This window comes from Plantactinospora sp. BB1, assembly GCF_003030385.1.
Classification (GTDB): domain Bacteria; phylum Actinomycetota; class Actinomycetes; order Mycobacteriales; family Micromonosporaceae; genus Plantactinospora.
On sequence record NZ_CP028159.1, the window covers coordinates 6,346,325 to 6,365,977 of the forward strand.

Here is a 19,653-nt window from a genome sequence, read left to right on the forward strand (position 1 = left end):
AACGAAGGCGTGCCAACGAAGGCGTGCCGACGAAGGCGTGCCGACGGAGTCGTTTCAGCGGAGGCCCCAGAAGAACGCCCGGACGTCGTCGACGAGGAGTTCCGGCACCTCCAGCGCGGCGAAGTGGCCGCCCCGGTCGAACTCGCTCCACCGGACGACCGGGTACGCCCGCTCCGCGAAGCTCCGGATCGACCGGGTGATGTCGTGCGCGAAGACCGCCACCCCGACCGGCACCGGGCAGCTCTGCGGCCCGATCAAACTCTCCCGGTGCAGCCGGGCCGACGAGCCGGCGGTGCCGGTGAGCCAGTAGAGCATCACGTTGGTGAGCAGCCGGTCCACCGGGATCGTCGAACTCGGATCGGTCCACTCGGTGAACTTCTCGGCGATCCAGGCGAGCTGTCCGACCGGCGAGTCGGTCAGCGCGTACGCCGGGGTCTGCGGTCGGGTGCTCTGCAACACCATGTAACCGGGGCGCTGCGCGACGTACTGCCGGATCCGGGCCAGCCGCTCCCGGTCCGACTCCGACAGCTCGGCCTCACCGGTCCAGCCGGGTGGCGGTGGCGTGGGCAGGTACGTCAGGTGCACCCCGACGACGTTCTCCGGGGCGTACTCGCCGAGGGCGCGGGAGATGGCCGAGCCCCAGTCGCCGCCGTGGGCGCCGTAGCGCCGGTAACCGAGCCGGCGCATGAGTTCGGCCCAGGCGCGGGCGACCCGGTGCACGTCCCAGCCGCGTTCCCGGGTCGGCCCGGAGAAGCCGTACCCGGGGATGGAGGGTACGACGAGGTGGAAGTCCTCGGCGAGTGGGCCGAGCACGTCCAGGAACTCGACGACCGATCCCGGCCAGCCGTGCGTGAGCAGCAGCGGCAGCGCGTCCGGGTCGGCGGAGCGCAGGTGCAGGAAGTGCACGTTCTGCCCGTCGATCTCGGTGGTGTACTGCGGCAGCTCGTTCAGTGCGGCCTCCTGCCGCCGCCAGTCGTAGCCGGTGCGCCAGTGGTCGGCGAGTTCGCGTACCCGTTCGAGCGGGATGCCGTAGTCCCAGCCCGCCTCGGGTAGCTGCTCCGGCCACCTGGTCCGGCGCAGCCGCTCGGCCAGGTCGGTCAGGTCGGCCTCCGGGATCTCGATCCGGAACGGCTTGATCATGCGGTCGTCCTCCCTCGACGTCCGCGACCTCGGTCGCGGGTCCCGACGCATCATTAGTGCGACTAACGTTTGGAGCACTAACGATAGTACGACCGGCACCGGAACCGTTAGTCCTCCGAACGACTTTGTTAGGGTGGTCACCGTGGAGAGCCCGACCGGAGAGAGCCCGCCAGCCCGGCTGGCCGGCCTGCCGAGCTGGCTGCTGACCCAGACCGCCCGGCACGCGCACCGGCTGGTCGCCGAGGGGTTCGCGGAGATCGGCTCCCGGGGCTACCACTACCGGCTGCTGCTCACCCTCGACGAGGTCGGCCCGACCAGCCAGGCCGACCTGGGCCGGCGCAGCGGCATCCACCTCAGCGACGTGGTGGCGGCGGTCAACGACCTCGCCGACCGGCAGTTGGTCGAACGCTCCCCCGACCCGACCGACCGGCGGCGCAACGTCATCACCCTCACCCCGGCCGGGCGACGCCAGCTCCGCCGCCTGGACCAGCGGCTGACCCGGATCCAGGACGACCTGCTCGCCCCGCTCGCCCCGGCCGAACGCGACCAGTTGACCCGGCTGCTGACCCGGCTCCTCGACCACCACCGAGGCAGCCCGGCCGCCGACGACTGAGCCGGCCGCCCGCCGACACCGGCCGCGCGCCGACACCGGCCGGACGCGGATCCGGGCCGACATCGCCGCACCCCCGGCACATCACCCGGACGAGCCGGCCGGGCGAGCGCGTCAACGTGGCGGGCCAGGCGAGCGCGTCAGCCCAGCGGGCTAGACAGCGCCTGAACGCGGCCGGTCCGGCGGCGCGTCAGCCCGGCGGGCGGGTCAGTGCGGCGGGTCGGTCAGCCGGCGCCAGAGGAAGCGCAGCATCAGCGCCCACTTGAAGGCCAGTTGCGCGTTGTCGGCGGCGGCGCCGTGCCCGCCCTCGACGTTCTCGTAGTAGGAGACGTCGTAGCCGTAGCTCCGCATCCGGGCCGCCATCTTGCGGGCGTGCCCCGGGTGCACCCGGTCGTCCCGGGACGAGGTGACGAAGAGGACCGGCGGATACGCCCGACCCGGCCGGACGTTCTGGTAGGGCGAGTACTCGCGCAGGAATGCCCAGTCGGCCTCGTCGTCCGGGTCGCCGTACTCGGCCATCCAGGAGGCGCCGGCCAGCAGCAGGTGGTAGCGGCGCATGTCGAAGAGCGGCACCCGGGCCACCACCGCACCGAACAGCTCCGGAAACCGGGTCAGCATCACGCCCATCAGCAGCCCGCCGTTGCTGCCGCCCTCGATGCCGAGCCGGGCCGGCACGGTGACGCCCCGGTCGACCAGGTCGGTCGCCACGGCGGCGAAGTCCTCGTACGCCCGCAGCCGGTTCTCCCGCAGCGCCGCCCGGTGCCAGCGCGGGCCGTACTCGCCACCGCCCCGGATGTTGGCGACCACGTACCTGCCGCCCCTGGCCAGCCATCCCCGGCCGATGATCCCGCTGTAGCTCGGTGTCCAGGCCACCTCGAAGCCGCCGTACCCGGTCAGCAGGGTCGGCCCGGTCGACTCACCCGCCGGCCCGACCAGGAAGTACGGCACCCGGGTCCCGTCGGCGGACCGGGCGTGCAACTGCCGGACCGTCATCCCGGCCGGGTCGAAGAACGCCGGGTCTTGCTTCAGCGTCTCGGCCGGCCCGTCGACCGTGCCGTAGTGCAGCGCGGTCGGCGCCAGGAAACCGGTGCTGGCCAGCAGGTACTCGTCGCTCTGCTCCGGGTTGGTGTCGACGATCACGACGTGCCGTTCGTCGCCCGGAGCGGCGGCGGTCTCCAGCAGCGGACGCCGTCGCCAGCCGTCCTCGCCGGGGCTGAGCACCTCGGTCCGGCTCCGCACGTCCACCAGGGTGTTCAGGATCAGGTGACCCCGGGTCCAGGCGTGCCGGCCGGGCGCGCTCTCCGGGCCGGGGGCGAAGACGACGGTCAGGTCGCGCTCACCGGCGAGGAACCGGTCCAGCCGGGTGACCAGGATCGTTCCGGCGGCGTACGTCCGGTCGGCCACCGTCCAGTCCGAGCGGAGGGTGATCAGCAGCCACTCCCGGTGTACGTCGGTGCCGGCGTCCTCCGGCACGTCGATCCGGACCAGTTCGCCGTCGACGGTGCGCAGGAACTCCTCCCGGCGGAAGAAGTCGAGCCGGCGGCCGAGGAAGTCGCGGACGAAGCCGGGGGTGGGGTCGTGCACCGCGTACACCGAGACGTCGTCGTCCCGACCCTGGTAGACGACGGTGGCCTCGGCGAGTGGCGTACCCCGGCGCCAGCGCTTGACGATCCGCGGGTAGCCGGAGGCGGTCAGCGACCCGGGGCCGAAGTCGGTGCCGACGTAGATGTGGTCGGCGTCGATCCAGCCGACGTCGCTCTTCGCCTCGGGCAGGCAGAAGCCGTCGGGTACGAAGGTCCGGGTCGTCAGGTCGAACTCGCGGACCACGCTCGCGTCCGAGCCGCCCCGGGCCAGCCGGAGCAGGCAGCGCCGGTACCCGGGCCGCGCCACGACCGCGCCCTGCCAGGTCCACGGCTCGCCCTCGGCGGCGGCCAGCGCGTCGACGTCGAGCAGCACCTCCCAGCTCGGCTCCGCCCGGCGGTACTCGTCGAGGGTGGTACGCCGCCACAGTCCCCGGGGGTGGGCCTCGTCCTTCCAGAGGTTGTAGAGGTAGGTTCCGTCCCAGTGCACGAACGGCACCCGGTCGGCGGCGTCCAGCACCTGTCGCAGCTCGGCCTCCAGCGCGGCGAGCGCGGGATCGTCGGCCAGCGCGTCGCGGGTCTCCGCGTTGCGGGCGCGGAGCCAGGCGGTCACCTCGGGGCCGGAGAGCGCCTCCAGCCAGCGGAATTCGTCGTCGAGATCCGGGGACACGCAGGGTTCCTACCACAGGAGGTGAACAAAGTTTCCACTCAGTCAGATGGCGGATTGAACTTCCCGGCGCCGAAAAACGATCTAACTGAGGTGGGACGTTCTCCGCTCGAACCCGTACCGCTCGAACCCGTAGCGCCCGAAACCGGACCGCTCGAAGCCGGACCGTCGGTCCGGCTGGTGGCGCTGGGGCGTGCCGTACTGGCGGTGCTGCTGCTCGGTGCGGTGGCGGTGCTGCTCGCCCCGGCCAAACCGGCGGCGGCACACGCCGCGGTGGTCGGCACGGTGCCGCAGCAGCAGGCGGTACTCGGCTTCTCCCCCACCGAGGTCACGATCACCTTCAGCGAACCGGTGGCCCTGGTGCCCGGCCGGGCCCAGGTGCTGGCCCCGGACGGCAAGCGGATCAACGACGGGGACGCCAGCGTCCGGGACGCCACGCTGCGGATCCCGATCCGGGTCGCCGACCGGCCGCTCGGCAGCTACCTGGTCAGCTACCGGGTGATCTCCGCCGACAGCCATCCGGTCGCCGGCAGCTACACCTTCGCGGTCGGCGCCGCCTCGGCCACCCCGCCGGAACCGGCCGACGAGACGGTACGCCCCGACGTCCAGGTCGCGATGCCGGCGACCAGATACCTCGGGTACGCCGGCCTGGTCCTGCTGATCGGCCCGACGCTGCTGCTCGGGCTGCTCTGGCCACGCCGGCTGCCCCGCCGGGGCGCGGTCCGGCTGGTCCGGGCCGGTGTGGCGCTGGTCGCGGTCGGCGCCCTGGCCGGATTCTGGACGCAGGCGCCCTACACCAGCGGCGCCGGGCTGCTGGACGTCTCCGCCGCCGAACTGTGGCAGCTGCTCGGCTCGGACTTCGGGCTGGCGCTCGCCGCCAGGCTCGGCATTCTGGCGCTGGTCGCCGCCCTGCTGCCGCCGGTGCTGGCCGGTCGGGCCGGCCGGGCCCGGGTCGGGCTGCTGGTCGCGCTCGGGCTGGCCGGCCTGGCCACCTGGCCGCTGGCCGGGCACGCCGCCGCCTCGCCGACCCCGCTGGCCAGCGGCATCGCCGCCGTCGTACACCTGGCCGCGATGTCGGTCTGGCTCGGCGGGCTGGTGACGCTGGTCTGCTTCCCGCTGCGCAGCGCCCACCCCCGGGTGCTGGCGGTCCTCCTGCCGGTCTGGTCCCGCTGGGCCGGCATCGCGGTGCTCTGGCTGGTCGCCGGTGGGGTGGTGCAGGCGGTGATCGAGATCGGCGCACCCGGAGCACTCCTCGGCACCGGCTACGGGCGGCTGGTACTGGCCAAGGTGGCGCTGCTGGCGCTGCTGCTCGGCGCCGCCGGGTACGCCCGCCGCCTGGTCCGCCGCCGCGCGACCGCCGGGCTGGCCACCGCACCCGCCACCGCCCGGACCGGGCTGCTGGTCTCCGCCGGCGCCGTACCGCCGGCCGCCGCACCGGCCCGCCCGCCCGCGCCGCCCGGTGACAGCGCTGCGGCGGCGGTCGCCGGACGGCGACGGTTGCGCCGGACGGTCGGCCTGGAGGTGCTGGTCGGGTTGGTCGTGCTCGGCGTCAGCGCGGTACTGGTGCAGACCACCCCCGGGCGCAACGCCGGGATCGAGGCCGAGATCGCCGCCTCGGACACCTTCGCCCAGACGCTCACCTCACCGCTCTACACCCTCCAGTTCGACATCTATCCGGTGCAGCTCGGGCCGAACAACACCGTGCACGCGTACGTCTACACCCCGCAGGGCAAGCCGCTGCCGGCCGTGGAGTGGACGCTGACCGCCGGGCTGCCGGCCCAGGGTGTCGAGCCGACCGACACCCCGATGCTGGGCATCGAGCCGCACCACGCGGTCGGCGCGGTGAGCTTTCCGATCCCCGGTGACTGGGAACTGCGGTTCACCGTACGCACCTCGGAGATCGACCAGGCCACGGTGCGGACCGTCGTACGGGTGCGCTGAGGCGCGGGGTCAGGGCTCGACCAGGCCGGCCCGGATGGCGTACCGGGTCAGGTCGATCCGGTCCCGCATGCCGAGTTTGGCCAGGATGTTGGCGCGGTGCCGGTCGACCGTCTTGACGCTTATCACCAGCGCCTCGGCGATCTGCTTCGCGGAGTTGCCCTCGGCGATCAGCTTTATGATCTCCTCCTCCCGGGGCGTCAGGATGCTCTCCGGCAGCTTCTCGCCCTGCCGGGCCCGGTGCAGGTAGTCCCGGATCAGCGCGGTGATCGCGCCGGGATAGAGGAACGGCTCGCCGCGCATCGCCGCCCGGCACGCCTCCAGCAGGTCCCGGTCGGCGACCGACTTGAGCACGTAGCCGGAGGCTCCGGCCCGGAGCGCCTCGAAGAAGTACTGCTCGTTGTCGTGCATCGAGAGCATCAGGATGCGTACCCCGGGCGCCCGCCGGGAGATCTCCCGGGCCGCCTGGAGCCCGGTCATCCTCGGCATCGCGATGTCCAGGATGACCAGGTCGATCTCGGTGCGCCGGACCGCCTCCACCGCCTCCGCCCCGTCGGCCGCCTCGGCGACCACCCGCAGGTCGGGCTCGGCGTCGAGGATCAGCCGCAGTCCCCGGCGGACCAGCGCGTGGTCGTCCGCCAGCAGGACCCGGGTCACGGTCGCGGACATGGTCACGCCTCCCTCTCCGCCGAGTCGTCGGCGGGTACGGCCAGCCGGATCTCGGTGCCGGAGCCGGGGGTGGCGGTGATGGTCAGCCGGGCCCCGATCAACAGTGCCCGCTCCCGCATCCCCCGGATGCCGGCGCCCTCCCGGGCTATCTCGCCGAGGCCGTCGTCGACGACCCGCAGCACCACCGTGTCGGCCTCGGCCCGCAGCGACAGCTCGACCCGGCCGGCCCGGGCGTGCCGGGCCACGTTGGTCAGGCTCTCCTGGGCGATCCGATAGATCACCAGCTCCTTCTCGGCGCTCAGCGCCGGCAGGTCGGGCGTCGACCGGCGCACCACCGGCACCCCGCTGACCTGGGAGAACTCCGTCGCCAGCGCGTTCATCGCGCTGAGCAGCCCCAGATCCTCCAGTACGTCCGGCCGGAGCCGCCGGGCCACCCGCCCCACGTCGTCGAGGCTCTCCCGCAGCGTCTCCTGCACCGCGTGCAGCTCCTCGCGCAGCTCGGCCGGGGCGCGGTCCACCGCCCGTTTCAGCCCGAGCAGCACCACCGTAAGACTCTGCCCGATCTCGTCGTGCAGCTCCCGGGCGATCCGCTGCCGCTCCCCCTCCTGGGCGGCGAGCGCGTGCGCGCTGCTCGCGCTGCGTTCCGCCTCCAGCCGGTCGAGCATCGCGTTGAAGGTCTCGATCAGGTTGGTCAGGTCGCCGTTGCCGGCGTCGACCAGCCGGTCGCCGGTACGCAGCAGGTCGACCCGGCGCATCAGCGTGGTCAGCGCGTCGAGCGGGGCCAGGCTGGCCCGGAGCAGCAGGGCGTTCGCCGCCAGGATCAGGGCCAGCCCGATGGTCAGCACCGGGATCTCGGCCAGCAGCACCGGCGACGAGACGGTCGCCGGGGAGAGCGCGAGCACCAGCGTGCCGACCGTGAAGACCAGGCCGTTGAGCAGGAACAGCCGCCGGAACAGCGCCTGGGCGGGTGCCCGACGCCCGGGACGGCCGGAAGCGCCGGATCGTCCCGGGCTGTCCGGTCCGGGCGCGGCTGCCCGGTCAGCGGTGTCGGTCACGCTGCCAGCCTCGCCCGGGAGCTGCTGTTTTGTCCATCTGATCCGACACCCAACCCCGGCGTGCCCGACCGGTCAACACCCCGGCCACCTGCATGTTCCGCCCCACCGCAGATGGGTGTCGCACCCGATGGTCGGCCGGGGTGCCGTCCCGAATTCTTGATATCGGAACCGGCGGCCAACCCGAGACCGAGACCGGAACCGGCATCCGAACCCCTGCGACCGAGCCCGACCACGGCCGGCGTACGGGACGGCGCCGCCCCGCCGCCCCTACCCCGAGCGAGGCCACAGTGGACATCACCCGGACCACAGTTCCCGGCGTCGGCGTCGTACACCACTTCCTGACCCGGGGCGGGCAGCGGTTCGGCGTACTGCTGGACCAGGCCGGCCTGCGGTCGCTGCTGCTGTACGGGCCGGACGATCCGGACGTACCGGTGGACCGGATCGCGTTGGAACACGACGAGGCGGACCAGATCGCCGAGGTGCTGCACAGCGCACCGATCGCAGACCGGCTGGCCAGCCTGGAGCGCCGTCTCGCCGAGCTGCACGGCGGATCCGCGTGATCGCGGTACGCCCACGCGGCCGCCTCGCCGGCCAGGCCCCCTGCCGGCGGGAGAACCCGTCGTCATCGGGAGGCTATGTTGTCGAACAATCCCTCAGGCCCTACCGTTGCGGCGCGACGGCCGATGCCGGCCCGCGCCCAGGGAGATGGTGGAATGCAGGCGCAGCAGATCGCCGCGGTGGTACCGACGGTGACCGTCCGAGACTCGGTGGCCCGGGCGGTCCGGCTGATGGCGCTCCGCCGGCTGCCGGGCATGATCGTGGTGGACGACCGCGGCCGGCCGAAGACGGTGCTCCCCGGCACCCAGGTGCTCCGGATGGCGGTGCCGAGGGCCTATCGGGAGGATCCGATGCTGGCCCGGACCATCGACGAGGCCCGCGCCGACCTCTTCTGGGAGGAACTGGACAACCTGACCGTCGGCGACTGCCTGTTCCGGGAACCGGACCGGGTGACCACCGTCGGCCTGGACGGAACGCTGCTGGAGGTCGCCGCGCTGATGGCTCGACAGCGCAGCCCGCTGGTGGCGGTGGTCGACGGCGCCGGGGTACTCGTCGGGGCGATCACCCTGGACCGGGTACTCGCCGAGTTCGCGGTGGCCGACTCCGACACCTGACCCCGGCCCGGCCGGCCGCCGCGCGTCGTGCGGCGGCCGGCCCCTCCGGCTGCGCCGCCCCGGGTGGCAGCACGACCGGACCGGAGTACGCCCGATGAGCGCCGTCGCCGCGCTCGTCATCTTCGTGGTGGCGTTCTTCTTCATCGCCACCGAGAAGGTGGACAAGGTCAAGGTGGTGCTGATCGCCGCCGCCGCGATGCTGGTGTTCGGCTTCGCGCCGGGGGCGGAGGTCTACTTCTCCGAGCACGAGGGGATCGACTGGAAAGTCATCTTCCTGCTGCTCGGAATGATGATCATCGTTGGGGTGCTGAAACAGACCGGCCTCTTCGACTACCTGGCGATCTGGGCCGCCAAGAGATCGTCCGGCCGGCCGTACCGGCTGATGGTGATGCTGATGCTGATCACCGCCATCGCCTCGCCGTTCCTGGACAACGTCACGACGATCATGCTGGTCGCCCCGGTGACGGTGGTGGTCTGCAACCGGCTGCACATCCCGGCGCAGCCGTACCTGATCGCCGAGATCCTGGCCTCCAACATCGGCGGCGCCGCGACCCTGATCGGCGACCCGCCCAACATCATCATCGGCAGTCGCGCCGGACTGACCTTCACCGACTTCCTGGTGCACATGGCGCCGGCCGTCGTGGTGATCTTCGCGGTCTTCGTACTCTTCACCCGGGTGCTGTTCCGCAAGTCGTTCCGGTACAACCCGGAGCACGTCGAGGCGGTACTGGCGTTGCAGGAGCGACGGGCGATCACCGACGTACGGCTGCTGGTCCGCTGCCTGGTGGTGCTCGGCCTGGTGGTGGTCGCCTTCGGGCTGCACTCGGTGCTGCACGTCGACCCGTCGGTGGTGGCGATGGTCGGCGCCGGGGTGATGCTGCTGGTGTCCAAGATGGACGTCTCCGACGTCCTCGGCGAGGTCGAGTGGCCGACCCTGGTCTTCTTCATGGGGCTCTTCGTGATGGTCGCCGGGCTGGTGCACACCGGCGTGATCACCACCTTCGGCGAGTGGGTGATCGAGCAGGTGGACGGCAACTTCTTCGGTGCCGCCACCGCGCTGCTCTTCGGCTCGGCGGTACTCGGGGCGTTCTTCGACAACATCCCGTACGTCGCCACCATGGCACCGGTGGTGGAGGGGCTGGTCGCCACGGCACCGGACCCGCAGACCGGGCAGGCACTCTGGTGGGCGTTCGCCTTCGGCGCCGACTTCGGCGGCAACGGCACCGCGGTCGCCGCCAGCGCCAACGTGGTGGCGATCGGCATCGCCGCCCGTACCGGTCACCGGATCTCGTTCTGGCAGTTCACCCGCTACGGCATCATCGTCACGATCATGAGTACCGTGCTCGCCTGGATCTACGTCTGGCTGCGGTACTTCATGTGATGCCGGCCCGGCACCGGAGCGATTCGCCCGGCGCCGGGTCAATCGTCCGGGTCGCCGGGGAGCCAGCCGTGCTCCCCGGCGACCCGGACCGCCTCGGCCCGGGTCCGCGCCCGGGGCGACGGCTTCCGGTCAGTGACCCCGGGCCAGCCACTCGTCGAGGTGCGGCGCCTCCGCGCCGATGGTGGTGCTCGCACCGTGCCCGGTGTGCACCACCGTCTCCGGCGGCAGGCTCAACAGCCGCTGCCTGATCGACTCGACGATCGTGCCGAAGTCGCTGTACGACCGCCCGGTCGCCCCCGGGCCGCCCTGAAACAGGGTGTCGCCGGTGAAGACCGCCCCGAGCGAGGGCGCGTAGAGCGAGCATGCTCCCGGGCTGTGCCCGGGGGTGTGCCGGACCTCCAGCGTGGTGCCGGCGACCTCGATCGACTGCCCGTCGGCCAGTTCACCGCCCGGCGGCACCTCCGGGTGCACCATGTCCCAGAGCACCCGGTCGGCCGGGTGCAGCAGCACCTGGGCACCGGTCGCCTCGGCCAGTGCCGGCGCGACGCGTACGTGGTCGTCGTGCGCGTGCGTGGCCAGGATCGCCCGCACCCGCCGGTCACCGACCGCCGCCAGGATCGCGTCCACGTCGTGCGGCGCGTCGATCACCACGCACTCGGCGTCGTCGCCGACCACCCAGACGTTGTTCTCCACGTCGAAGGTCTGACCGTCGAGAGAGAAGGTGCCCGAGGTGACCGCGTGGTCGATGCGGGCCGCCATCAGAAGATCACCACGGACCGCAGTACGTCGCCGTGGTGCATCTTGCCGAACGCGTCCTCCACCTGGTCGAGGGCGATCTCCTCGGTGACGAAGGCGTCCAGGTCCAGCCGGCCCTGGAGGTAGAGCGAGGTCAGCATCGGGAAGTCCCGGTCCGGCAGGCAGTCGCCGTACCAGCTCGACTTGAGCGCCCCGCCCCGGCCGAAGACGTCGAGCAGCGGCAGTTCGGGCACCTTCATCTCCGGGGTGGGTACCCCGACCAGCACGACGGTGCCGGCCAGGTCGCGGGCGTAGAACGCCTGCTTCCAGGTCTCCGGCCGGCCGACCGCCTCGATCACCACGTCGGCGCCGTGCCCGCCGGTCAGTTCCCGGATCGCCTCCACCGGGTCGGTCTGGCGGGCGTCGACGGTGTGCGTCGCGCCGAACCCCCTGGCCCAGTCCAGCTTCCGCGGGTCGGTGTCGACCGCGATGATCGTGGTCGCGCCGGCCAGCGCCGCACCGGCGACCGCGCCGTCGCCGACACCACCGCAGCCGATGACCGCGACCGAGTCGCCCCGGGTGACGCCGCCGGTGTTCACCGCCGCGCCGAGCCCGGCCATCACCCCGCAGCCGAGCAGCCCGACGGCGGCCGGCCGGGCCGCCGGGTCGACCTTGGTGCACTGCCCGGCGTGCACCAGGGTCTTCTCCACGAACGCCCCGATGCCGAGCGCCGGGGAGAGTACGGTGCCGTCGGTCAGGGTCATCTTCTGGCTGGCGTTGTGGGTAGCGAAGCAGTACCACGGCTTGCCGCGCCGGCAGGCCCGGCAGTTGCCGCAGACGGCCCGCCAGTTGAGCACCACGAAGTCACCCGGCTCGACGTCGGTCACCCCCGCGCCGACCTGCTCCACGATCCCGGCGGCCTCGTGCCCGAGCAGGAACGGGAAGTCGTCGTTGATGCCGCCCTCCCGGTAGTGCAGGTCGGTGTGGCAGACGCCGCAGGCCTGTACCCGCACCACGGCCTCACCCGGGCCGGGATCCGGTACGACGATGGTGGCCACCTCGACCGGCGCACCCTTGGCCCTGGCGATGACGCCGCGTACTTCCTGGCTCACGCTGCCTCCTCAAGATCTCGATCCCGATCCGCCGTAGCATGTCACGGCCGTCCAGCCTGCCGGCCAGGCTCGCCCGCCGTCCGGAGCGCACCAGGAAGTCTGGCAGGCCGGGGCGGCGTTCGCACCGGTCGGGACGGCGGACATTGGCGGACAGCCCTCGCCGTCGGGCCGATTCGCGGCATGCCCCGCTGGTGCCCGAGGGTCAGGGGCGGAGAGCACGGGTCGGCCGTCCCGTCTCCGCCCGGGTGTCCGGTTTTTGGTCATGATCGGGTGGTGGGTGGGGGCGGATCGCGGAACACCGGGCCGGTGGCGGTGGTTATACCCGGCGTACGTCCGCAGCAGCAGTCCCCGGCCTGCCGGGTCGGTACCGCTTCTACGGCAACCTCACCCAATCCCAAATCGCCGAACAAATCGGCGTCTCCCAAATGCACATCAGCCGCCTCCTCACCCGCGCCCTCACCAAACTCCGCGGCCAACTCGCCGACACGTACTGACCGGTGCGCCCGGCCGCCCGACCCCGGGCGGCCCACCGGCCGGTTATCCCCGGGGCGGACCGGCCGACGTCCGGTACTCTGTACGGGCTAGCGGGCTGTTAGCTCAATCGGCAGAGCAGCGGACTTTTAATCATCGGCGAGCATTTTTGCGGCCTGCTACCGAACGTAGGGCCATTCGTCCGGATCCTCACCCGCGAATCCAGGAAAACGTCGCCGAATATCAGCAGGTCAAAATGGTTGTTGCGCATTGTAGTTGCCCTGCCTGAGGTCATTTAGAGGCGAAATCCAGATTCTAGGCGTGGAATCCGTCCAGGGTCGCCAACATCCGAGCGTCCACGGAGCACCCACGACCGCGCCGTGCGTCCCGTTGTCTCCGTCGGCGGGTACGGCCGTAGCGGCGGTTATCGGCGCTCAGCGAGCACCGCTCGCTGCGTGTGGCGCCACCCGCCTGCGCCCTGCCGTGCGTGCGGGAGGACCTGGAGACCCGGGCGTTACCTCGGTGACCCTGGTCGGCAGGAGCGCGCCGTCCTCGGCGACGGCGTCGAGAGGCTCACTCCTAGCCGCCGCCCGGGTGGCTGACTAAGTTCAACCATGTCCGCGCCGAGGCCCACCTTTCCGCCCTGCTGTAGGACACCTCGGTGCCCTGCCCGTTGGCCACGGACCAAGCTAGTCCAACGACACCACAGCGGGCCACGTCCGGCTGTAGGAAACCCTACGGTCGGGGGATGGGCGAATACCAGCAGATCGCGGCCGAGTTGCTAGCCATGGCCGACACAGTCCAGCAGATGCGAACCCGCGCCCTGGCCGACATGGACGCGTGGGACATACAGATTGACCGCGCCAACACGGCACGCCTCAATCAGATCGTCGACCAGATCGGCTGGCCAACGGTGTCGAAGGTTGGACGCGAGGCATCGTCATCAGCATGGCTCCTGGTCCAGCACGTCCCGGACAGCCTCGACTTCATGAGGCACTGCCTGGAGTTGATGAAGCAGGCCGAGCCAGGAGAGGTCAAGCTGTCGAACATCGCGCTCCTGGAGGATCCTGCGGGCGGCGCAGCGCGTGCTGCAGTTCGGTGGCCGGGTAATCAACACCGCGTCGGCGGCCGCCGCGTCGCAGCGCGGTCGCGATCCGGGACTGGGGCAGTTTCGCCGCAGCCGTCGGCGTGGGTGCGATGGCCAGTACCGCACGGGCGTCCGCGCTGGTCAGGTTGCCTTTCCTGCCGCTGAACGCGGCGAGGAGCGTCGAAAATTATTCCCGTAGCAACGACCGCAGCTCGTTCGAGGCACGCGTGCGCCGCCACGTGGCGTCCTGATGTGCCCGGGCCAGAACAGCGACGGCCTGCACCAGTTCGCTGTCGTGCGGCAGCGGCCGGTGAGCGTGGGCGTCGGTGCGCAGGATGTTGGCCAGCACCACCGCGTCGGCGTGGTCGGACTTCTTGCGCGACACCGAGTGCCGCTCCCGGTAGCGGGCCACCGCCATCGGGTTGAGTGAGTACACCCGTCGGCCGCTTGCGCGCAGCGCCGGGACCAGCAGCCCACGCGGGGTCTCGATCGCCACTGGGATCGGCTTCTCGGCGCTGTCGCCGACGGCGGCCAGCATCTCGACCAGCGTGGTGAAGCCCTCCAGGTCGTCGCCGATGCGGCCCTTCGTGACCTGGTGACCGTGCTCGTCGACCAGGGCAATGTCGTGATGCCGTTCCGACCAGTCGATGCCGCAGTACACCGCCAACTCCTACTCCTCCCTCGCTTGCCCATCGGGTATGCAACCCCGGCGGAAACGCGCGGCGCCCTAATGACGAGGCTCTGTGGCCTACCCTCCGATGAGCCGTTCGCGATCCCAGCGACCCGCACGGTCCCGGTCTTCGCAGTCAGAGCTCGTCGGCTCCCGGTATGCGAGGTGTTCGTCGTGCGGACGGGCTGCAACCACGATCAACATCCTGCCCAAGGTCACGAGGTGGTCCGGCCCCGCCAAGGTCCGCCGGTGTTGCACGAGACCTGGCTCGGTCCAGAGGTGTGCAGGCGTGTACTCAGCGAGCCGGACCACCACACGAACGGCTCGCCGAGCCCACGCCGCCGATCTTTGTGGAGACACAAGGGCCAGGTAACGAGCAGGCATCCCGCGGACCCCGGCGGGCCGTTCGGGGACTCATTAGGTGACAGGGGAACTCATCCCGTCGCCTGTTGTCTGGCCAGGCGGTGGCGGGCGTGCTGCTGCTCGTAACGTCGTGTCGGTAGCGGTCGCAGGCGTGCCGCTGTTGGCGCCCGTACGCCTGCAACGACGGCGCCTCCGTAACCCGAAGGTGGCTCGGGGGCCGTGTCCGGGCCTGACGACGGCGCGGTGGCGCTTCGTGGATCGCGGTCTGTGTTCGCTGGCGGGTAGCTGATATTGCGGTGCCCGGTTTGTGGTCACCAGTTGTAACGCCTCTTTACAGATGATCTTCGAGTTCTATAGAGTCTGCGCGCTGTTACGTCTTGACCACGGGGGGTTGTGGTGGGTGCAGGTCGTGTGTCCGCGCTGCCGCGTCATGGGTGGGCGCGTCAGGGGTGGCAGCGCCGGATCGCGGCCAGTGTGGTGCTGCTGCTGACGATCGGGGCCGCGCCGGTGTTGGACGAGCGGTCCGTCTCGGCGAAGGCGGCATGCGCGGCCGAAGCGGCGTCGGAGGCGCAGGCGGTCGCGGCAGCGCAGGCGTGCGACGGGCCGGTAGCGGTGGGGGCGTCGCGGTCGGAGTTCGCGCGGGTGGTGGCCCAGCCGACTGGTGAGTTGACGTTCGAATCCGGCGTGGTGCCGTTGTGGGCGCGGCGAGCGGACGGTAGTTGGGCGGATGTCGACCTGCGGCTGTCACGGGGTGGGGATGGCCGGCTGCGACCGGCGGTCTCGGTCGCGGACGTGACCTTCTCCAGCGGCGGTCCGGGTCCGCTGGTGTCGCTGACCCGGGAGGGACGGACGTTCAGCGTCGGATGGCCGGCCGCTCTGCCGGCACCCTCGGTCTCGGGTGACACCGCCACCTACGCCGAGGTGCTGCCTGGCGTGGACCTGACAGTGCAGGCAACTCGGACCGGGTTCTCGCACCTGTTGGTGGTCAAGACGGTGCAGGCGGCGGCGAACCCGGCGGTGCGGCAGATTCAATTCGACCTCGGTGGTGACGCTCGGGCGTCGGGTCTGCCGGACGGCTCGTTGCGTGCCCAGGTGGATGCTCAGGTGGTGGCGTCGGCGGAGCCGGCGGTGATGTGGAATTCGGCCGGTCAATCACCAGCCGCAGCCCGGGGATCGGCGGTGGAAGGGTCGACGGCCGATGGCCCGGCCGGTGGAGCGGAGACGGCACCTGTTCGTACGGCTGTGACGCCCGAGGGTGACCTGGTGCTGACGCCGGACGCGGAGATGCTGGCTGGGGCTCCGGAGGAATTCCCGGTGTTCATCGATCCGGCGTGGTCGGTACGGCAGAGCCGCTGGGCGTACGCGACTGACGACAACTGCTCCAACGCCGACTACACCGTGGCGCGGATAGGCTACAGCCCGGAGGGGCCCTGCATCGGGAGCGTGTTCCGGTCGTTCTTCCAGTTCCCGACGACCAGCAACGGCGTGTCGCTGGCGGGCAAGCACATCGAGGACGCCTACGTGCAGATGAAGCTCACACATTCGCACTCGTGCGACGAAACGTGGGCGTACATGTACCAGACACCGGTGATCGACCATGCGATGAAGGCGACCTGGTCGAAGATGACGCTGGGCACGCTCCTGGACGGCACCGCAGGGCACGCCAACGAGGCGGGCGGCTGCGGCGTCCTGCAACCAGACATGATCATGAACTTCGACTCGTCCGTGGTGCGGGACAAGGTTCAAGCCGTGGCCGACCACCAGGCGACGCTGTGGACGGTCGGATTCTCCGCCCGGGACAGCAACGGTGCCAACGAAGAGACGTTGGAGCGGTGGAAGAAGTTCGTCCCGGCCGACGCCAAGCTGATCGTCGACTACGACTCCAAGCCAGGTAAGCCGACCAGTCTTGCCGTGGCGGGTGTGGCGTGCCCGGCGTCAGGGGCGATCGGGATCGGCACCCTGACCCCGACGTTCTCGGCCATCTACCCGGATGCCGACACCACCCAGTCGCTGACGGGCACGTACGAGTGGATCGAGGTGCCGACCGGCGGTATCGGCCTGGTCACCGATACGTTCCCGTCGCGGATGCCCCGACCGCCGAACGCGTCGGCGCCCGCCGGCGGTCGGGCGACGACGGTCGCGGTGACCGGGCTGACGAACACCAAGACGTACGCGTTCCGGGTGACGTCGGTGGATCCGTATGCGCAGTGGAGCGGCTGGTCGGCGTGGTGCCAGTTCACGATCGACAACCACGGACCGCCGGCACCGGTAATCACTCCTCCGGCTGAGGTGGACGGGCCGGGCACACCGGTGACGTTCCAGGTTGCGGTAAGTGGTGACAACACCGCCGATGTGACGAAGTTCCGGTACTCGTGGACCGGTGATCCGGCGGGGACAGCCCGGGTCCGTACCCATCCAGGCACCGGCACCGGGGGACTGGCGGAGACGTGGTCGGAGCCGGCAGTGGGCTGGCAGGTTGACGGCAGCACCGTCTTCAGCCCCGGCGACCTGTCCGGCGACGGCCATCCGGACGTGGTGTTCCGCCGGATGGCCGACCGCAGCCTCCAACTGGTCAGAGGCAACGGCGCGGGCGGATTCGCCGCAGCGCCACAGACGCTCGATTCTGGGAACTGGTCGACGGCTCAGTACCTGTTCTCTCCCGGGGACTTCTCCGGGGACGGGCGCCCGGATCTGCTGTATCGCAATGCAGGCGACCTGCACCTGTACATGCGGCGCGGCACCGCAACCGGCGCTCTGGAGAGCACCGCGGTGCAGGTCGGGGTCGGCTGGTCCGCCGCGAACTGGATCTTCTCGCCGGGCGACTTCACCGGTGACGGTAAGCCGGACGTGCTGTACCGCAGCTCGGCGAACGCTGCCCTGTACATGGTGCGGGGCAATGGCACGGGCGGCTGGGTCACCGGCAGGTCGGAGCAGATCGGCACCAACTGGGGATCGCTGGACCTGCTGACCGGACGAGGCGACTTCTCCGGGGACGGCAAGCCCGACCTGCTCTACCGACACAAGAGCGACAACGCCCTGCGGATGATGCGCGGCAACGGCACTGGCGGCTGGGTCACCGGCAAGTCAGAACTGATCGCCCCGGGCTGGGCCGACGTCGCCGGCCTAATCACCCCGGGCGACTTCACCGGCGACGGCAAGCGTGACGTCCTGGCGGTCCTCCCCACCGCCAACTTCGGCGAAGTCACCGCCTTGGGCACCACGGAGAAGACCGCCCCGATCACCGTGATGGTGCCCAGCTATGGCAGGAACACGCTGTGGGTGCGGGCCATCGACTCGACCGGCAATCTCGGCCACCTGGCATCTGAGGAGCTAGAGACGGTAGACCCGGCGTCGCCGACCGCGATGTGGGACCTAGAGACCGTTCCGGGCCGCAGCCAGGCACAGGCCCTCGAGGACCGACGCCCCAGCGCTGATGACGGCGGGCGGACCGATCTGACGGCGTCGAGCGTGACATGGCGGTCCGACGCGCGTCTCGTCGGCGGTCAGACAGCCGCCTTCAACGGCACCTCCTCCTACCTGCAGGCGCAGGCCGAGGCGTTGGACGCATCGGAGAGCTTTTCCGTGGCCGCGTGGGTGAACCTGGCCGACAAGTCCGCCGATAGGACCGTGTTGGCCAAGGACGCGAACGGCAACGAGTCCTTGCGTTTGCTGTACGAGCAGAGCAGCGACCGGTGGCTGGCCCGGGTGCCGTCGGCCGCGACGGGCACGATCACCTGGTCCGAGGCCCGGTCCACGGGCGTGCCCGCCACCGGAGTGTCGACGCACCTCGCCGTCGCCTACGACAGCGCTGCGGGCGTTCTCACCCTGTATGTCAACGGGATGGTCGAGGCCCGCGTCGACGGCGTCGCCACGTTCAACGATGCCACCCGGCCTTTCTGGGTGGGACGATCGAAGACAACCTGGTGGAAGGGCGAGATTGCCGATGTGCAGGTCTTCAACCGGGCATTGGTCGAGCATGACTTCACAGGCCAACTCGCGTCTGACCCGGCCTCTGGCGGAGTCAGCCACCCGGGCGTCCTGACGCCTACCCAGGTGGGGGACTGGGCGTTCGCCGATGCCGTCCCATGCTATGAGCCGGTTGTCACGCCCGGGGTGTGCGAAGCGGCTGATGGCAGTCGGTTCGGTCGGCGGTTGGCTCTCGCCCAGGGGGTCAATGTCGGTCAGGGACGACGTGATCTCGGTCTGGTGTTGAACGGCATCTGGGACCTGGATTCGTCTGATCCGCGACATGGAGCGCTGAACACCACTGAGTACGGCTGGTCCCAAACGAATGTTGGTACTCCGGAAGAGCTGAGCTGGCAGGACGGCCCGGTGATGCGGACCGACGACTCATACACCGTATCGGTGTGGGGGTACATCAATGGTGGCTCCGGCGAGCAGACCGCTCTCTCTCAGCGGGGGAGCAACGGATCCGCTTTTTCGATCAAGTACATTCCGACGAGCACCCCGAACACTGGCAGGTGGCGGTTTGTCGTCAGTGACGAGGACAACTCGGTGGGACTGCAGGCCTTCGTGGAGTCGGAAACGGCAGAGGTCAGTGACTGGGTTCATCTGGTCGGGGTGTACGACGCTGCCCGTGGTCAAGTCCGTCTGTACGTGAACGGGCATCAGGTGGGGATGACGTTGCTGCAGTGGACGCCGATGGCCTCGACCGGGCCGTTGCAGGTGGGTCGCGCGCTGTCAAATGGTGCTTTCACCGAGTACTGGCAGGGCGGTGTCGATGATCTGCGGGTGTATCAGGGGGCAATGACCGACGCCCAGGCGGACGCGCTTCACGACGAGCAGGCGGTCGACCTTCCGCCGACCTGACGGCTGCGGCAGCCCTGGCGTCATTGCGCTGCCCAGCCGGTTGCCCGACCAGATCCGACCCCTGCTGGTCCGACCGCGGAGGATCCCGTGCCCATGTCATTTCAACTCCCGCCGATGCCGCTGACGAAATTGGCGGATGACGACACGGAATCGCCCGCCGCGACTGCCGTGGC

Annotated in this window: 14 protein-coding genes and 1 pseudogene; 8 read left to right on the forward strand and 7 right to left on the reverse strand. The window is 70.6% G+C overall.

Annotated features, from left to right (window positions below; genetic code table 11):
- Positions 1–54: 54 nt before the first annotated feature.
- Positions 55–1,140 (reverse strand): epoxide hydrolase family protein, encoded by a 1,086-nt coding sequence (locus C6W10_RS27725; protein ID WP_107261855.1) that lies wholly within the window; start codon positions 1,138–1,140, stop codon positions 55–57.
- Positions 1,141–1,282: 142 nt separating this feature from the next.
- Between C6W10_RS27725 and C6W10_RS27730 the strand changes: the two genes are divergently transcribed.
- On the forward strand, positions 1,283–1,753 hold the full coding sequence (locus C6W10_RS27730; protein WP_107264343.1) for a MarR family winged helix-turn-helix transcriptional regulator: 471 nt from the start codon (positions 1,283–1,285) through the stop codon (positions 1,751–1,753).
- Between the two features lie 204 nt (positions 1,754–1,957).
- On the opposite strand, the gene C6W10_RS27735 is transcribed toward C6W10_RS27730, so the two are convergent.
- A complete protein-coding gene (locus C6W10_RS27735) occupies positions 1,958–4,000 on the reverse strand; it encodes a prolyl oligopeptidase family protein (protein ID WP_107261857.1) in 2,043 nt (680 codons plus the stop codon).
- Positions 4,001–4,090: 90 nt separating this feature from the next.
- On the opposite strand from C6W10_RS27735, the gene C6W10_RS27740 reads away from it, so the two are divergent.
- Positions 4,091–5,938, forward strand: a complete 1,848-nt coding sequence (locus tag C6W10_RS27740; protein WP_369937063.1) for a copper resistance protein CopC — start codon at positions 4,091–4,093, stop codon at positions 5,936–5,938.
- A gap of 9 nt (positions 5,939–5,947) precedes the next feature.
- Here the strand turns inward: C6W10_RS27740 and C6W10_RS27745 are convergent, their stop codons facing one another.
- Both C6W10_RS27745 and C6W10_RS27750 read right to left on the reverse strand, forming a co-directional pair.
- Positions 5,948–6,604: a response regulator transcription factor gene (locus C6W10_RS27745; RefSeq protein ID WP_107261859.1), complete on the reverse strand. Its 657-nt coding sequence runs from the start codon at positions 6,602–6,604 to the stop codon at positions 5,948–5,950.
- A 2-nt stretch (positions 6,605–6,606) separates the two neighbouring features.
- A complete protein-coding gene (locus tag C6W10_RS27750) occupies positions 6,607–7,659 on the reverse strand; it encodes a sensor histidine kinase (RefSeq protein WP_107261861.1) in 1,053 nt (350 codons plus the stop codon).
- Between the two features lie 287 nt (positions 7,660–7,946).
- Between C6W10_RS27750 and C6W10_RS27755 the strand changes: the two genes are divergently transcribed.
- The 3 genes from C6W10_RS27755 to C6W10_RS27765 all read left to right on the forward strand — a co-directional run bounded on the left by C6W10_RS27755 (position 7,947) and on the right by C6W10_RS27765 (position 10,212).
- Positions 7,947–8,219 (forward strand): hypothetical protein, encoded by a 273-nt coding sequence (locus C6W10_RS27755; protein ID WP_107261863.1) that lies wholly within the window; start codon positions 7,947–7,949, stop codon positions 8,217–8,219.
- A 153-nt stretch (positions 8,220–8,372) separates the two neighbouring features.
- Positions 8,373–8,831, forward strand: a complete 459-nt coding sequence (locus tag C6W10_RS27760) for a CBS domain-containing protein (RefSeq protein ID WP_107261865.1) — start codon at positions 8,373–8,375, stop codon at positions 8,829–8,831.
- 94 nt (positions 8,832–8,925) lie between these two features.
- A complete protein-coding gene (locus C6W10_RS27765; protein ID WP_107261867.1) occupies positions 8,926–10,212 on the forward strand; it encodes an SLC13 family permease in 1,287 nt (428 codons plus the stop codon).
- 129 nt (positions 10,213–10,341) lie between these two features.
- Here C6W10_RS27765 and C6W10_RS27770 read toward each other — a convergent pair whose 3' ends face one another.
- The gene (locus C6W10_RS27770) at positions 10,342–10,971 is read right to left on the reverse strand and encodes an MBL fold metallo-hydrolase (RefSeq protein WP_107261869.1); all 630 of its coding nucleotides are present in this window, start codon (positions 10,969–10,971) and stop codon (positions 10,342–10,344) included.
- Positions 10,971–12,059 (reverse strand): S-(hydroxymethyl)mycothiol dehydrogenase, encoded by a 1,089-nt coding sequence (locus tag C6W10_RS27775; protein WP_107261871.1) that lies wholly within the window; start codon positions 12,057–12,059, stop codon positions 10,971–10,973. The genes C6W10_RS27770 and C6W10_RS27775 overlap by 1 nt, the downstream gene beginning before the upstream one ends.
- A 368-nt stretch (positions 12,060–12,427) precedes the next feature.
- Between C6W10_RS27775 and C6W10_RS27780 the strand changes: the two are divergent.
- Both C6W10_RS27780 and C6W10_RS38845 read left to right on the forward strand, forming a co-directional pair.
- Positions 12,428–12,553 (forward strand): annotated as a pseudogene (locus C6W10_RS27780) (sigma factor-like helix-turn-helix DNA-binding protein); the annotation flags it as partial.
- A 725-nt stretch (positions 12,554–13,278) separates the two neighbouring features.
- Positions 13,279–13,782, forward strand: coding sequence for a DUF6624 domain-containing protein (locus C6W10_RS38845; RefSeq protein ID WP_234361458.1), 504 nt, complete (start codon positions 13,279–13,281; stop codon positions 13,780–13,782).
- Between the two features lie 22 nt (positions 13,783–13,804).
- Here the strand turns inward: C6W10_RS38845 and C6W10_RS27790 are convergent, their stop codons facing one another.
- Positions 13,805–14,278: an IS110 family transposase gene (locus C6W10_RS27790; RefSeq protein WP_234361957.1), complete on the reverse strand. Its 474-nt coding sequence runs from the start codon at positions 14,276–14,278 to the stop codon at positions 13,805–13,807.
- Between the two features lie 846 nt (positions 14,279–15,124).
- Here C6W10_RS27790 and C6W10_RS27800 point away from each other — a divergent pair.
- Complete coding sequence (locus C6W10_RS27800) at positions 15,125–19,480, forward strand: LamG-like jellyroll fold domain-containing protein (protein WP_159104774.1); 4,356 nt, start codon at positions 15,125–15,127, stop codon at positions 19,478–19,480.
- Positions 19,481–19,653 lie beyond the last annotated feature (173 nt).

Excerpts from the sequence above, each read along its gene's own strand:
- C6W10_RS27725 (WP_107261855.1), bottom strand. The coding sequence starts at position 1,140 with ATGATCAAGCCGTTCCGGATCGAGATCCCGGAGGCCGACCTGACCGAC.
- C6W10_RS27745 (WP_107261859.1), bottom strand. The coding sequence starts at position 6,604 with ATGTCCGCGACCGTGACCCGGGTCCTGCTGGCGGACGACCACGCGCTG.
- C6W10_RS27765 (WP_107261867.1), top strand. The coding sequence starts at position 8,926 with ATGAGCGCCGTCGCCGCGCTCGTCATCTTCGTGGTGGCGTTCTTCTTC.
- C6W10_RS27760 (WP_107261865.1), top strand. The coding sequence starts at position 8,373 with ATGCAGGCGCAGCAGATCGCCGCGGTGGTACCGACGGTGACCGTCCGA.
- C6W10_RS27770 (WP_107261869.1), bottom strand. The coding sequence starts at position 10,971 with ATGGCGGCCCGCATCGACCACGCGGTCACCTCGGGCACCTTCTCTCTC.
- C6W10_RS38845 (WP_234361458.1), top strand. The coding sequence starts at position 13,279 with ATGGGCGAATACCAGCAGATCGCGGCCGAGTTGCTAGCCATGGCCGAC.